This is a genomic window from Maribacter algarum (ex Zhang et al. 2020) (assembly GCF_005885635.1).
GTDB lineage: Bacteria > Bacteroidota > Bacteroidia > Flavobacteriales > Flavobacteriaceae > Maribacter_C > Maribacter_C algarum.
Genome location: NZ_VATY01000002.1, coordinates 300,468 through 316,117, shown reverse-complemented (window position 1 = coordinate 316,117; position 15,650 = coordinate 300,468). Strand labels below are relative to the sequence as shown.

At 36.7% G+C, this 15,650-nt stretch carries 15 protein-coding genes; 5 read left to right on the top strand and 10 right to left on the bottom strand.

Going from position 1 to position 15,650, the window contains the following annotated elements:
• Positions 1–27: 27 nt before the first annotated feature.
• The 8 genes from FEE95_RS10245 to FEE95_RS10210 all read right to left on the bottom strand — a co-directional run bounded on the left by FEE95_RS10245 (position 28) and on the right by FEE95_RS10210 (position 4,435).
• Positions 28–366 (bottom strand): 2TM domain-containing protein, encoded by a 339-nt coding sequence (locus FEE95_RS10245; protein ID WP_138657852.1) that lies wholly within the window; start codon positions 364–366, stop codon positions 28–30.
• Between the two features lie 36 nt (positions 367–402).
• Positions 403–732: a 2TM domain-containing protein gene (locus FEE95_RS10240; protein WP_138657851.1), complete on the bottom strand. Its 330-nt coding sequence runs from the start codon at positions 730–732 to the stop codon at positions 403–405.
• 19 nt (positions 733–751) lie between these two features.
• Positions 752–1,081: a 2TM domain-containing protein gene (locus tag FEE95_RS10235; RefSeq protein ID WP_317129245.1), complete on the bottom strand. Its 330-nt coding sequence runs from the start codon at positions 1,079–1,081 to the stop codon at positions 752–754.
• Positions 1,081–1,431 carry a 2TM domain-containing protein gene (locus tag FEE95_RS10230; protein WP_238474551.1) on the bottom strand — a complete coding sequence of 117 codons (351 nt, stop codon included), beginning with the start codon at positions 1,429–1,431 and terminating at the stop codon, positions 1,081–1,083. Before FEE95_RS10230 ends, FEE95_RS10235 begins: the two co-directional genes overlap by 1 nt.
• Positions 1,432–1,516: 85 nt before the next feature.
• Positions 1,517–1,801, bottom strand: coding sequence for a 2TM domain-containing protein (locus tag FEE95_RS10225; protein WP_138657849.1), 285 nt, complete (start codon positions 1,799–1,801; stop codon positions 1,517–1,519).
• A 175-nt stretch (positions 1,802–1,976) separates the two neighbouring features.
• The gene (locus tag FEE95_RS10220; RefSeq protein WP_138657848.1) at positions 1,977–3,320 is read right to left on the bottom strand and encodes a 2TM domain-containing protein; all 1,344 of its coding nucleotides are present in this window, start codon (positions 3,318–3,320) and stop codon (positions 1,977–1,979) included.
• Entirely contained in the window at positions 3,320–3,943 is a 624-nt protein-coding gene (locus FEE95_RS10215) for a tetratricopeptide repeat protein (protein ID WP_138657847.1), read from the bottom strand. Before FEE95_RS10215 ends, FEE95_RS10220 begins: the two co-directional genes overlap by 1 nt.
• Before the next feature lie 72 nt (positions 3,944–4,015).
• Positions 4,016–4,435 carry a DUF2141 domain-containing protein gene (locus FEE95_RS10210; protein ID WP_138657846.1) on the bottom strand — a complete coding sequence of 140 codons (420 nt, stop codon included), beginning with the start codon at positions 4,433–4,435 and terminating at the stop codon, positions 4,016–4,018.
• 256 nt (positions 4,436–4,691) lie between these two features.
• On the opposite strand from FEE95_RS10210, the gene FEE95_RS10205 reads away from it, so the two are divergent.
• From FEE95_RS10205 to FEE95_RS10195, 3 genes are all read left to right on the top strand, one after another.
• Positions 4,692–6,269, top strand: coding sequence for a serine hydrolase (locus FEE95_RS10205; RefSeq protein WP_138657845.1), 1,578 nt, complete (start codon positions 4,692–4,694; stop codon positions 6,267–6,269).
• Positions 6,270–6,367: 98 nt separating this feature from the next.
• On the top strand, positions 6,368–7,804 hold the full coding sequence (locus tag FEE95_RS10200) for a M20 family peptidase (RefSeq protein ID WP_138657844.1): 1,437 nt from the start codon (positions 6,368–6,370) through the stop codon (positions 7,802–7,804).
• A 51-nt stretch (positions 7,805–7,855) separates the two neighbouring features.
• The gene (locus FEE95_RS10195) at positions 7,856–8,653 is read left to right on the top strand and encodes a DUF6090 family protein (RefSeq protein WP_138657843.1); all 798 of its coding nucleotides are present in this window, start codon (positions 7,856–7,858) and stop codon (positions 8,651–8,653) included.
• Positions 8,654–8,723: 70 nt separating this feature from the next.
• Here the strand turns inward: FEE95_RS10195 and FEE95_RS10190 are convergent, their stop codons facing one another.
• Positions 8,724–9,104 (bottom strand): thiol-disulfide oxidoreductase DCC family protein, encoded by a 381-nt coding sequence (locus FEE95_RS10190; protein ID WP_138657842.1) that lies wholly within the window; start codon positions 9,102–9,104, stop codon positions 8,724–8,726.
• A 577-nt stretch (positions 9,105–9,681) separates the two neighbouring features.
• On the opposite strand from FEE95_RS10190, the gene FEE95_RS10185 reads away from it, so the two are divergent.
• Entirely contained in the window at positions 9,682–11,955 is a 2,274-nt protein-coding gene (locus tag FEE95_RS10185) for a glycosyltransferase family 4 protein (RefSeq protein WP_138657841.1), read from the top strand.
• 86 nt (positions 11,956–12,041) lie between these two features.
• Here FEE95_RS10185 and FEE95_RS10180 read toward each other — a convergent pair whose 3' ends face one another.
• On the bottom strand, positions 12,042–13,916 hold the full coding sequence (locus tag FEE95_RS10180) for a glycoside hydrolase family 130 protein (protein ID WP_138657840.1): 1,875 nt from the start codon (positions 13,914–13,916) through the stop codon (positions 12,042–12,044).
• A gap of 182 nt (positions 13,917–14,098) precedes the next feature.
• Here FEE95_RS10180 and FEE95_RS10175 point away from each other — a divergent pair, with 182 nt between their 5' ends.
• Positions 14,099–15,649: an NAD(P)/FAD-dependent oxidoreductase gene (locus FEE95_RS10175; RefSeq protein ID WP_138657839.1), complete on the top strand. Its 1,551-nt coding sequence runs from the start codon at positions 14,099–14,101 to the stop codon at positions 15,647–15,649.
• Position 15,650 lies beyond the last annotated feature (1 nt).

Below are 15,650 nucleotides of genomic sequence, written 5' to 3'. Positions count from 1 at the left end.
TAATTTATGCTTTGTGTACTTCTAGACCTATTTTTCACCTTTCTTCATATACTTTTCTATCTGACGCTCCTCCCAAGACCTTCCTAAAAACGGATTTCTAACAAATACACTTAATGCGTGAATACCGAGGCCAATGCCCCATACAATCGGTGTCCCAAAGACATTCCAATCAATCCAATTTAGAAATTCGGGATCTCCTAAAGCTCCCTCACTTAAAAGCATAAAGTGAAATTTTCCACGGGCTAATAACAATACCGCATTTACAATGATATACGCTGTTAGGTGCCCGTAAAAGCCTTTGATGTCATCTACTCTTTTACGAGCTCTTTCATATGATGTTGATGGTTTTTTGTTTTTTGATGGCATGATGATGGTATTTTAGTACTACTATTTTTCTGATTCTCAAGTTTTTTTCTCCATGTATTTTTGAATCTGACGGTCTTCCCATTTTCTTCCCAGAAAAGGGTTCTTTCCAAATACTCGAATGCCGTGCATGATGAGGAATATTCCCCAAATGATGGGAGTTCCGAAAACATTCCAATCAATCCAATTTAAATACTCAGAATCTTGAAATATCGTATTATGTATCGACATAAATCTACCTCTTGTTGATAGTACCACCAGAATTACGATAACATATACTGCGAGGTGACCGTAAAACCCTTTGATATCTTTAACCTTCTTTTGAGCTCTCTCATATGATGATACATGAGGTGTGTTTTTTGATTCCATGATGATGGTTTTGCATTGATTATTTATACTTTTCTGCTTGCTTTTTATCTTCCTCCATATATTTCTTAAGCTGTCGTTCTTCCCAGTCTCTTCCTAAAAAGGGATTAAACGAAAACACTTTCATCCCATGAAAAAATATCCCTATTCCCCAGAAAATCCAGGTTGATATGGTTCCAAAATCCCAAATGGATTCTAGAAAGCTATCTCCATTGTGCATATGACTTACGATGATAACCGTGCTAATCATTATGTTTACCAGAACATATACCATAAAGTGTATATAAAAGCCTTTCAATTCTTCCACTCGCTTTTTAGCACGTTCCTTCTTTTCAAAATTGTTATAGTCCATTAGTTCCATCTGTTTTGTTGTTCATCTTCCTCCATAAATTCTTTAATCTTACGCTCTTCCCAACCTCTTCCGAAAAAGGGGTTCATTCCAAAAACTTTCACAGCTTTAAAAGCCAATCCGATTCCCCAACCAAATGCAACCCACAAGAACCACATGTAATTCCATCCGTTGGTATAATAGTTTAAAGCAGCTAGGAATGCTATAAGTACTGCATATGACAGTAGACTGCTATAAAATTTCTTCATCTCTGCAATACGCTCTTTAGCTCTTAGATACTTTGCGTCGTTGATGTTTCTTGATTCTTTTATCTCTAAATATTCCATCTGATCTTTCTTTTTAAGGTTTGTCATGATTGCTCGTATCAAATTTCTATAAATAGACTCGTTTTACTAAATGTTACTTTCTGAATTGTTGTTTTTTACTGATGAATTGTGATTAGAAATTGTTGTCATTCATCAGCTCTTGAATTTTTCGTTCCTCCCAGTTTTTATTCCATAAAGGATTAAAACCAAAGGCCGATAATCCTTGCCCTAAAAGTCCCATACCCCAACCTAACATTGGAAAAAGTACCCAAGGAAAAGTTGTTGTATTATAATTTAAAAAAGCGAGGAAGGGTATTACTATGCAATACGCAAATAGATTCATATAAAAGCCCTTGATGGCTTCTATGCGTTCTTTTGCTCTTCTGTACCTAATTTCATTGTTTTCTAAATAGTTCATGATTTTCGTTTTTCTATCCCGAACTGGTTTCAGGATTAATTCGAATCAAATTTCAGAAACAATTAGGGGTTTTAAAATAAGTAATTTCCGAACTGTAATTTCTTTGGGATGAATTGAAGTTTCGGCTACCTTTTGCTTACAATTTTGCTTTGTTAACGACTAAGCGTAGCTAAGGTCAGAAGTTTTCATCCTCCATGAACTCTCGCATCTTTCGTTCCTCCCATTTTTTCCCATACAGCGGGTTATACCCAAAAGCTTCCAGGCCATGAGCTGTTAGGCCAAAGCCCCACCCTAAGGCGGGAAATATCGCCCAAGGAAAGCTCGTTGTTCTAAAATTAATAAAAATTAAAATGGGAATAACTATCAAATAAGAGGTAAGATTGCCATAAAACCCTTTTATTTTTTCTACTTGCTCTTTGGCCTTCTCATACCTTTTATCCTCTATATAGATTTCTTGGGTTTCTACTTTTGAAACTTGCTTAGTCAACATGGGTAGTTGCACACTAAAATCTGAAGCTGTTTTTTCAATGCGTACTCTTCTATCGGTCAGTATCGCATAACGTTGCTGAATATTGGTTAGGCCTACTCCGCTACTCTTTTTCACCACCTGTTTTTCCTGTAGATTATTGGAAACTTCTAACATTCCGTCCCTTTCTAAAACTTTTATATGTAGAGGTTTCTCCGAAGTAACAACATTATGCTTGACAGCATTTTCAAGGAGTAATTGAAGAGACAAAGGAATAATCTTAGCTTCGGGACTAGAACTTTGCTCGGGAATCTCAAATACAATGCTATCTTCAAATCGCATTTTCAAAAGCCTTACATAAGTTTTGGCAAATTTCAATTCCTCATCCACTGAAATCAAATCTTTATTCTTTTGCTCAAGCACATAACGATACACCTTTGATAATGAAGTAGTGAACTTTTGCGCCTGATAAGGGTCTTCTTCAATCAAACTTGTCAATACATTCAAACTATTGAAAAGAAAATGAGGATCTAATTGATTCTTTAACGCATCAAATTTCGCCGATGCCGTACCTGCAATTATTTTTTGTTCTTTAACCTTGTTTTCTTGACGGTATTTATAATACCAAACAATGTAGAAAATGCAAGCAACAACCATAGCGATGATTACCGATTGAAGATAATTTTCTAGTGATTGATATGCTATTGCTCGCTGAAAAGAATACTCATGAAAAGCTATCAAAATAATAAATGTAGCCACAAAAATACCGATACAGGTTATCACTACGTTTCCAATAAGCGCAATCGACATACGCTGGAAAGTGTATAGAAATCCATCCCATTTTTTTAGAATAAAACGAAACCAAATCATATTGACCATGTATAGTATCGTCGAGAATACTAGATTAGAGAAATACTCTTTCCAGAAATCATCATACATATTCTCAAATCTCACATAATCGGCAAAGTAGTAATACGACAAAAAGCTCAAGAAGATTAGCGTTCCTATGAGGAACGCTCTAATCAGCTCTTTTAAAAAATAGTTTGTGGTCATTATTTGTTACAGTTTTCAGCTACCATTTCTGCCCTGTCTTTTCCCCAATTCGGGTGAAAATCGGACTCCGGTTTAAAGTTAGCAAAAAGTTCGAGTGAACGCTCAACATCTTTGCAATAAGGTGCGGTGTCTTGTCCGAAGTATTTTGCCGAACCCATATTCCATTCGGCTTGAGAAAATACAACTCTAGGGTTATCTGGCGCTAAGGTTTCTGCTTTGGCATATAAGGCTACTACTTTTCCAGAAAGGGTCATGCCGTATGTAGCACCATCAAAGGCAATCCATGCCGTATGCGTCATTGCTTGCTGAACCAATATCTCTGGATTATCAGGAGAAATAGCTTTTGCCAAATCAATAAACTCTTGTGCTTTTTCCAACTGCTGGGTTAATTTTTCTTTGTCTTTTTCTCCAAAAGAGGCAATGGTGTTTATCTGAGCGACATAATAATACGGCAGCCAATTGTCCATTTCAGCATTCGAAATTCGCTCGAACATATTCGAGGCTTCACTTGCTTTTCCCTCACCCCATAATTGAAATGCTTTTTGCATTCCTTTGGTATATTGGTCTTGGGCGAAAGTGATTGTTGTTACAAATAACAATACGGTTGTAAATACTTTTTTCATGACGAATGGTTTTTTATTTTCATTCCGGTGCCCGTGCTGAATTCATTTCAGTAAAGGCAGGAATCTGTTAATTTATAATTGAATGACTTGTTTTACTGTTCTTCCCTTTACCTCAAATTTTGCATCTTCCCATTTTGGAGGACCAAACATGGCCGGAGCATCATTTGAACTCCCAGTATCTTCAGAGGGAATTCCGAAAAAATTGGTATCTAGTTTTCCGTCGTTATTTTCATCATGAAAAACAGATATAGCATATGTGCCACTTGGAACATCCTTAAAAATCGCTGAACTACTACCGTACTCAATAACACCAAAGGTTCCTTTATATAATTTTTTAAGCCAATTGCTCTCTGAATCATATAATCCGATGAGCATTTGACCTTCATCATTGTCTATGTGTGTAATTTCCACTTCAATTGTGGTTGTTTCTTCTTGGGCGTGAACAACTGTTGTGGCCAACAAAAGCAATAGAATACGAACTAAGTGAATCATGATTTTTCTTTTTTAACCCTAACCGGATTCGGGCAGGTTTATTAAGTAGCAAATTTGATTAGATTTTCACCTGAAATGAAAAAAGAAAGACTGAACTGTAGAATTTTGGCGATGGACTGTAAAATAATTAGCGAATTAAATCCAAGCGCTTCTTTCCTATGCATTCAAGAAGGAAATAAAATAATTATCAGTACTTTTCATCATACGAAATAAATAGACTTTATTCCCCCTATAATCTGTCCATAAAAATTAGACCATGAAGAGATTTGTTATTATCCTTTTCGCCTGTATAACCCTTTTCGCTAGCCCAAAAATCCATGCTCAAGTAAGCTCAAAACAAATAGACGCAATTGTAAAAAAGGCTATGGAAGATTTTACAGTTGCAGGAGTAGCTGTTGCTGTAGTTAAAGATGGAAAAATAATCCATCAAAAAGGCTATGGTCTAAAATCAGTGGACAGTAATGGAAAGGTCAACGAACATACCAATTTTGGTATTGCTTCAAACTCCAAAGCATTCACCACCACGGCGTTGGCCATACTGGTGGAAGAAGGAAAGCTTTCTTGGAAGGATAAAGTTGTAGAACATATTCCTGAATTCACCATGTACAATGATTATGTGCAGCAGAATTTCAATATCCAAGACCTACTTACACATCGAAGTGGTCTTGGTTTAGGCATCGGAGATTTGATGTTTTTCCCTGATGGAGCTGATTTTACCATTGATGATATCATCGCTAGTTTTCAACATTTTCAACCTGAATCTGCGTTTCGAACAAAGTTTGATTACGACAATCTGCTTTATTTAGTTGCGGGGGAAGTTATAGCAAGGGTTAGCGGCATGCCTTGGGAGCAATTCATAAAAGAACGCATTTTTAAACCGCTAGGGATGGACAACTCCTATGCTTCACTGACTTATATTAATGATAAAAGTAATGTGGCCTCTCCACACATTAGTGAAGGAAAAGAACTTTCATTGACAGACCCTGAGCAATGGGACCCAAAAAAAATAAATGGAGCTGCTGGCAGTATATACTCCAATGTAAACGATATCGCCAATTGGATGCTCGTACATCTAAATAGAGGGAAATATGGAAAAAACCTTGAACATCAACTCTTTACTGAAGAAAGTCAACAGGAGATGTGGAAAATACATACCGTGCTCAATCCGAATAGAAATCCTCGTTACAATTCTCATTTTGCCGGTTACGGTTTAGGTTGGAGACTTACTGATATTAAGGGAAACATGTCGGTCTCTCATACAGGTGGTTTAATCGGAATGTTATCCAAAACTACAATGATTCCTGATTTAGATTTAGGAATTATCGTTTTGACCAATACCTGGATGGATGGCGCAGGAGTCTTCTCGGCGGTATCCCAGACCATAGTAGACCGTTATTTGGAATTGGATGATTTTGATTGGGTAAGGTTTTATTCGGAACGCATGCAACAAAAGGGCGGTGAAGCTGAAGAAGTAGTAAAAAAGGTATGGGAGACGGTAGAATCTGCAAATTCAGAGAATCTTGATTTAAAGAACTATATAGGCATCTATGAAGATGTTTGGTTTGGTAAAGTTGAAATATATTTGGAAGGGAATCAACTATGGTTCAAATCGCATCGCTCGCCCAAATTGAAAGGTCCGATGCACTTCTACAAAGCGAATACCTTTGTCGTCAAATGGCCTGATTCTGGCCTTGTTGATGCTGATGCTTTCGCAATGTTTGGTTTAGATGAGGAAGGAAAAGGACAAGCCATCAAAATGAAGGGAATATCGCCGGCCATCGATTTTAGTTTTGATTTTCAAGATTTGAATTTGAAACGCGTTAATGATGATTAACTTATCTTCCTTTTACAAAATGAAAAAAACTAACTATTGGCACATACAATAGTGTTCCCTTTAAATTTTCACCAACCAACAACCAACAACCAAAACCAATGAAAAAAATACTCAAACTAATCGGTATTCTCATTTTATTTTTAATTGCGGTATTACTCTTTAATACCTTAAGAACTAACTCTAAACAAGTAGCTTCAAAACCTACAGAAAAGGTAACTTTGGCAAGTGACATTTACCAAAATCTTTCAAAAGGACTTCAACATAAAACGATTTCTTTTAGTGAAGAGGCCATTCCTGATTCGACTGCATTTTTTGGGTTTCATCGATTTCTAAAGGAGACCTTCCCCTTGGCACATGAAAATCTCGCCCTAGAAAAAATTAGCACCTATAGTTTACTATATACATGGAAAGGGACAAATGCTTCAAAAAAACCCATCATTTTAATGTCTCATATGGATGTTGTTCCTGTAGATGAACCCACCTTAGGCGATTGGGAAGCCGCACCTTTTGAAGGTAAAATAACTGATAAAGAAATAGTAGGTCGCGGCACCCTTGACGATAAAGGCACGCTGATAGGTTTATTGGAAGCTGTTGAACAATTGCTTGAAGAATCTTTTCAACCAGAGCGCACCATTTATCTGGCTTTTGGTCATGATGAGGAAATAGGGGGCGCAAATGGTGCTGCAAAAATAGCCGAACATTTAAAAGCACAAGGCGTACAGGCTTTGATGACCCTTGACGAAGGTGGCTTTTTAGCAAGCGGTCTTGTTCCGGGAGTTGAAGATGATGTAGCGGTAGTGAACCTTGCCGAAAAAGGTTTTGCCTCGTTCAAACTCATCGTAGAAACAAATGGTGGGCATAGTTCGGCTCCACCAAAAGAAAATACCATTGGAATGCTCGCGCAAGCCATTGTGGACCTCGAAAATAACCAAAGACCTTATAAAATGGTGAATCCTATAGACTATCAATTGGAATATATGGCTCCGGAATTACCTTTTGTGCAAAAAATGGCACTCTCAAATCCTTGGTTGTTCAAAAAGCCTATTCTAGAAAAATTGAATGCGCATACTACGACCGCGCCAACCATTATTGGAGGTGGCATTAAAAACAATGTCATACCAACGGTAGCAGAAGCCACCATAAATTTCAGAATACTCCCCGGTGAAACCATTGACATTGTTGAAGAACATATTAAAAATACTATTTCAGATAAAATTAAAGTTGAGCGTGTTGGCTTTTTGACCAACCCCTCACCCGTTTCGAGTATAGATTCAGAAGGCTACCAAACTTTACAACAAACCATTCGTGATGTATTTCCGTCAAGTGTTGTAATTCCTGGACTAGTTGGTGGCGGTACGGATGCGCGGTATTTTTATGAGGTTTCTGATGATGTATATCGATTCTACCCTATACGATTAGGCCCAGAAAGCATGACACGTTTTCACGGTATTGACGAAAAAATAAGCAAAGACAATTATACCGAAATCGTATTGTTTAGTTACCATCTTATCAAAAGGTTTGGCGCGCAAAAGTAAAGTAGTTAAAACCCACCCCTAGCCCCTCCCATGAAGGGAAAACACAAAACTATGATTAAATTCTTCAGACATATTCGTCGTTCACTAATCCAAGAAAACAAAATGGGCAAATACTTCAAATATGCTATTGGCGAAATCATCCTTGTGGTCATTGGAATTCTCATCGCACTTTCAATTAACAATTGGAATGAAAACCGAAAAGAAAGAGGACAAGAACAAGAATTGCTTCTACAATTACAGTCAGAATTTCGAAGTAATCTAGAGCAACTTGACCAAAAAACTGATATGCGAAATCAGATGACTTTTGCAGCATTAAAGTTGCTTCACAATATTGACCATCCGGAAACGCGAAATGCAGACTCTATTACAAAAAACATAGGGCTTACCGCTGTAAATCCAACTTTTGACCCCATCATTAACGATATTAATAGCTCTGGAAGAATACAACTATTACAAAACGTAGATCTAAAAGAACGATTGGCTAGATGGACAAGTGAAGTTATTCAAGTAACCGAAGAAGAGCAAGCCTGGGTATTCATTAGAGGGAATGAATATCTTCCGATGCTATCGCAAAAAGGCTTTATGAGAAATGTTTTAAATCGCTATTGGAAAGATAATGTTCTTTCAGCTTTTCATTTAGATGTTGGCACTAAAACAGAAATTGATTTAGGAAATTCTAAAAAGGAAAATGTTATCTCAGCTATTTTAGATGATCCTCTATTCGAGAGTTCTATCGCACAATGCGCTACTTATGCAAAACTCACAAATAGTCAAGCTGTGAGTTTGCGTCAGCGAATAATTGAAATTTTAGATTTAATAAAACAAGACTTAGAACCAAACAATAATTAAGTTCTTCTGAAAAATCGGTACAAAACTAATCTCTAAAAATAAATTCAGTTAGTGTTCAATAGCACTACCCCTACTTCAACGAAATTGCACAACTACTTGAAGTCCCAAACCATTTCACCCGATGTTTAGAAGCCGTTTTATAAACAAAATCGCGAATTAATCTAGGTATAAAAGCCAATAAAGCCGCTACTCTTTTCCATTTTGGAACTTTGGAGACAACTCTTAAAAAACCATCGGAATGTGTATGCACGCCTTCTGCATCAATGAGTATCACCGTATCCAATTGATGGGTATCAAAACCATTTTTCTCAAGAAGTTTTTGCCCGATAGGGGATTGAAAAGGAACAAAACTAAATAGTTCTTCTGGAGCGAACTTGAGCAACCACCCCACTACGCCATTGCAGAGGTTACATTCGCCGTCAAAAATGATAATATCTTTAGTGCTTTCCATTATTGTCTATTTAATTGGTATGACAGAGTAGTCGAGGCCGATTCGAAATCATTTCGTTAGAAAAGTTAAAGTAATCTCAAAATAGGTATTGGAGAAACTTGTTGGTTCGTATACATAAACAAAATTGCCATAATTTCATGTCCATCGTCAAAAACATCCATTTGGCAAGTTTGTATAAAGGTGGAAGAATCACTAGGAATTAAAGCGAATACTTTAAATATAATACCCGTGGCGAAATTATTCTTTTGGTTATTGGTAATAAGATTGACCTTCAGATTAATAGTTCACAACTCAGTAGTAATAATGTATTCTGGAAAGAACGTATTCTTCAAGGTTTGGGCTTTGAACTATAACAAAATCAATTTCCGCTAAAAAAAGAAAATAAGGCAACTATTTAAAATTTTATTTCCAATATTCAATTTTATCATCAATGTATTTTTCACATAAAATAGAACGGTCTAAGTTGATTAATCAGTTACATTATTTTGCGATGACAATAAATAAAAACTAATATCGTTGTTGAATTATACTAAATAATAAGTAAGCTTTATCTTACTATATAAAATTAACCAACAGAATGAAAATAGCTATCCTGGGTAACTTTCTACCTCGACGCTGTGGCATTGCCACATTTACCTCTAACCTAGCAGAATCAATTATTGCTTCTAACAAAAAAGATACAGATGTCTTTGTCATCGCCATGGAAAATGGGTTTAAAAAGCATAAATATCCAGAAATAGTTAAACAAACAATCAGTCAACAAGTTCAGTCAGAATATATTGCTGCAGCTAAGACAATAAATGACAGTAAAGCCGATGTTTGCATTATTCAGCATGAATTCGGAATTTTTGGAGGGGAGAGTGGTGTGTTCATTCTCAGTTTCATGGAGCAGGTCAAAATACCTATCATAACAACAGTACATACGGTACTAAAAACTCCAAGTTATCATGAACGTCACATTATTAAGAAAATGGGGCTTCTTTCCCAAAAAATGATCGTCATGAGCAAAATGGCTGTTGACTTTCTGCAAACAATTTATCAGGTTCCTAAACAAAAAATTAAAGTAATTGAACATGGTGTTCCTGATTTCTCTAGTCTAGAATCTGACAATCAAAAATTTAACTACCCTAGCAACAAGATACTGGGCACTTTTGGCTTCTTAGGTCGCTCAAAAGGAATAGAGACCGTTATAAATGCCTTACCAGAAGTAGTTAAAGAACATCCAGAAGTAATATACGTAGTAATGGGGCAAACACATCCGAATGTAAAAAAAGACTCGGGAGAAGAATATCGTGACTACCTTAAGAAACTGGCCGAAAACAATGGCGTCGCTAAGAACCTACTTTTCGAGGATGGCTTTTTTACGGAAGAAGACCTCAAAATTTTTCTTAACAAGTTAGACCTTTATATAACCCCATATTTAAACGAGGCTCAGATTACAAGTGGAACAATTTCATACGCCATAGGTGCAGGAGCGTGTATTGTTTCGACACCTTTTTGGCATGCCAAAGAACTTCTTGCAAACGGAAGGGGAAAAACTTTTCCATTTGGTGATAGTCCGATTTTGGCAAAAACTTTATGTGAGCTATTAGAAAATCCTTCAGAAATTGCTACGATTAAATCGAATGCCTTCAATTATGGAAAAGGCTTGTATTGGAATAGTATTGGAGCATTGTACAACGATACATTAAAAATCGTAGTTCAAAATCATGAATCGGTGTCTTCTCCGCAGCAACCTAATATCAATGCTCTACCAGTATTTAGCATGAACCATATTCAACGTCTAACGGATGATTTTGGAATTTTAGAACACGCCAATTACTCTATTCCTGATTACAAAGAAGGGTATTGTCTTGATGACAATGTACGCGCGTTAATTCTTGTACTACAAGCAAACAAATTAGAGGTTGATTCGAATGCGAATCGGCTGGTGGACACCTACCTTAGGTATATCAAATTAATGCAAAAAGAAGATGGATATTTTCACAATGACATGTCCTTCAGTAAGACCTTCTTAGATGAAACCGGTTCAGAAGATTCCTTTGGTCGAACTATTTGGGCGATGGGTTATCTCATTAGACTTGCGCCAAATGATAGTCATTTTCAATTTGCAAAAGATGTCTTTTTTACCTCCTATCATAACTTTGAAGAAATTAAATCAATTAGGGCAATTGCGAGCACAATTATAGGCCTTTATCATTTTCTAAAACGATATCCTGATAATGAGGGTGTGATACATACTATGCGCTCTCTCACTTCTAAATTAATCAAGCAATATAATGATGAAAGTAGTGAGCATTGGAAATGGTTTGAACCAGTATTAAGCTATGATAATGCTATGTTGCCTCTTGCGATTTGGCATGCATACGAACTAACAAAGGATAAAGAATTCTATCAAGTTGCTATAGACAGTACTACCTTTCTGGATAAAAAAACTTGTATAAACAATAAATTATCTTTAATAGGAAATTCGTGGGACTATAAAGATCAGCCTCAACAAATAAAAGGTGGACAACAACCTATTGATACTATGGCAATGGTAATGCTCTATAGCAAAGCATATGAAATATTAAAAGACAATACCTATTATACAAAAATGCATATTGCATTTAGCTGGTTCTTAGGAAACAATGATTTATTACTACCGCTGTACGACGATGAATCCAACGGTTGCTGTGATGGCCTTGAACTGACGAGTGTAAATCGCAATCAAGGGGCTGAAAGTACTATTTCATATTTACTCTCTTACCTAACGGTTTGGCAAACTGAAATCGAATCGGCTTCTGTTGATCGGTTCTTTGATTCAAATAAAGTCATGGCAACCAAAACACGTATCTTAAAAGCGATATAATAAGCCGGAAATCTAAAATTGAAAAAGCCTAGCAATGCTAGGCTTTTTTATATTAAAAAAAGACTAGGATTTTTGAAGCATCCTCATTAAACTTTACTCGCTTGTTGCAAGATATTTTTAATTCTAAGTTTTACAACATCATTTTTTGCAGGTTTACGAATATACTCTACAGCGCCCAATTCGAGGCCTTTGATTTCATCTTCCACACTGTTAAACGTGCTAATAAAGACCACCGGAATTTCTATAGACTGTTCTTTGATAAATTCTAATAATTGATATCCATCTAAATTCGGCATCCGAATATCGGATAAAATCAAATCGTATTCATTCTTATTTAGCTCATGAATTGCCTTTAAACCATCTTTTACATGTAATATATCATACCCCTCTTCGAGTAATATCTTGTTTAAAATTGATGCGCTCACTTCATCATCTTCTACTATAAGTATTTTTTTATTACTTTTTATACTGGACGCCCCCTTCTGGCCTTCCTTGAATGTTAAATTACCCAGTACCTCTTGCACCGAGACATAGGCAAAACCGCTACTGGTATCGCTCATGGCATATGGAATAATAATATTATCATTATGCAAAATTGACCCACACGAATAAACAACATTAGGTACATAACCTTCACGTTCCATTTCATTTGCTTCCAGCAATGGATTTTTTAAGGTGGCCAAGACTTTGGTTGGGTCATTTAAATCCAATAAAATGGCGCCTAAAACATATCGTCTAACCGCACCTACTCCATGCGTAATGACCAACCAACCTCCTTTGGTTTCGATTGGTGAACCCGAATTACCTAACTGAACGAATTCCCATGGGTATTCGGGTTCTTGAATTAAGGTTGCCTCGCCATCCCAATTATTTATTTGATCACTAAACATGATATAATTGTTCTCGCCATCATGACGCGAAAGCATGGCGTATTTTCCATTAACCTTTCTTGGAAAAAGCGCCATCCCTTTATTTTGAGCATTTTGACCATAAATGGGCATAACTTTAAATGAATAAAAATCATTAGTTTCAATAAGTTGGGGCATAATTACAAAACCGTTATAAGCCGTATAAGTAGCGTAGAACTTTACATCGCCATTTTCTTCAGTAAACTTCACAAACCTTGCGTCTTCAATACCATTACTTTCGGCATCGGTAACCGGAAATATAACACGTTCACTAATAGCGGTATCCAAAGAAAATTTAATTTCGTATTGGGCATTAGCAATAAACTTTATCGCGTGTAAAACCTTATTATTTTCTATTGTGATTGCGGTTTCATTTTCGAATTGATTAATACTTTGTAGCAATTCCCTAAAAAGAAATGTATCATTGAGTCTGCCAAAAATTTCCTCCATGGCAGCTATTTCTTTAAACTTCATATCCTTTAATTTATGTAGGAAGTCTTCTTTTTTATACTCATGAAGCTGTATGGTTTCAGCCACATCTACCAATTTACTGACAGGATTAAATTCCAAATGGTTGTTTTCATCTAAAATGGCTCCTCTAAAACCTATGGAAGATACATGACCTTCACCCGTTGCTCTAAAACTTACAATGACTCTTTTTTGACCTGGTTTTAGATGCGATTGATCAGGATCCTCAACAATAGAAGGATTGAAAAAGGCGGCAGATTCTATGGAATATTCATGCGTAAAATATGCGCCTATTAACAACTTTCTCTCATCTGATATATGAAGTGGATTATGACCTAGTTCATCGAATAAGAAATTAACCCTTTCATAATGTTGGTAGAATATTCGTGTTATGTTCCTATGACGATTGCTAAAATCACGTAAGGTCTGATTTAAGACTTGTGCGGTATCCCCATCTGACATTGCAATTACCCTATTTATTATTTTTTTTGCTCTTGACTCACCACCGGGCATAAAAAAGCGAACAATAACTCTTTTCGGGTCAGGATGAAAATGATTTTGAAGTCTGTGAATGTTAATAGCCATTGTGGTTGAATTAAATTGTAAGAATATACAACGGTAATTTAATGCTTATTCGTATATTTTTTTCGAAATAACTAAAATTATTAAGTGTAATAAGTAATCCCTTATTTAGAATTAAATGCCCTGAAATATTTATGTATTTATTCTATTTTATCCTATTGGAGAATTTCACCTAGTTTTGTTTTATGGTTCGAAACATACAACTACGACTAAGTATAAAGGAGGAGGGGCAATTAGGGTTGAAAGCAAAAACTGCTACATATTTAGGTGTTTCAGAAGAAGAGATTGAAATTAAAATACAACGCAAGTCCATTGACGCTCGTAAACCTAGAATCTACTTCAACTACAAATTGGAAGTCTACATCAACGAACCCATGGCTTCCACGAAGGATTATAACTTTGACTATAATGATGTTTCCAAGGCAAAACCCATTCATATTATTGGTTTTGGCCCTGCGGGAATGTGGGCCGCACTACGCTGTTTAGAATTGGGCTACAAACCCATCGTTCTCGAAAGAGGAAAAAACGTCCAGGAAAGACGGCGTGATTTAAAGGCCATCAATCAAGACCATACCGTAAATGAGGACTCCAATTACTGCTTTGGTGAAGGTGGAGCTGGCACCTATTCCGATGGAAAACTCTATACTAGAAGTTTAAAACGTGGTGATGTACGTCGTGTATTTGAGAGCTTAGTGCATCATGGTGCAACCGAAGAAATCTTAGTAGATGCACATCCGCATATCGGCACGAACAAGCTGCCAAAAATCGTACAGAATATTCGCGAAACGATTGTAAAATTCGGCGGAGTAGTGCATTTCAACACTAAAGTAACAGATTTTATAATTGATTCTAATCAATTGAAATCCATTGTTTTAAATGATTCAAAAAAAGTAGAAGTGAAACGCGTGATTCTCGCTACAGGACATTCCGCTCGTGATATCTTTTATCTCTTACATAAAAAGAAAATTGCACTCAAAGCGAAGTCATTTGCAATGGGTGTTCGGGTAGAACATCCGCAGCAAATTATCGATTCCATTCAATATCATTGCAAAGGAGAACGAAACGAATTACTTCCTGCCGCAGCTTATAGTTTGGTGCATCAATCTAAAGGTAGAGGTGTCTACTCTTTTTGTATGTGTCCCGGCGGATTTATCGTTCCCGCGGCTACCTCCCCGGGAGAGGTTGTGGTCAATGGTATGTCTCCCTCCAAAAGAAATAATCTATACGCCAATTCGGGAATAGTAGTCGAAATCAATGTAGATGAAGATTTATACAAATATGAAAAGTTCGGGGAACTGCGAGGATTGGAATACCAAAAAAACCTAGAGCGCTTGGCTTTTACATCCGGAGGAAGAACACAAACTGCACCAGCACAACGCCTGACAGATTTTGTAGAAGGAAAACTATCCAAAGACCTCAACCCTACCTCCTACCAACCCGGATTGAATTCGGCACCGCTACATTCGTTGCTTCCCAAATTAATCGGAAGTCGTCTACGTACGGGGTTTTCGGAATTTGGGAAGAAAATGAAGGGTTATTATACTTCGCAGGCAAATATAGTTGGTGTCGAGTCTCGAACCTCATCCCCAGTTAACATCCCAAGAAATGAGCAACTGGAACACCCTGAAATCAAAGGTTTGTTCCCTTGTGGAGAAGGTGGAGGTTATGCCGGTGGTATCGTTTCAGCTGCCATGGATGGGGAACGTTGTGCAGAAGCGGCAACTGAAGGAATATGAA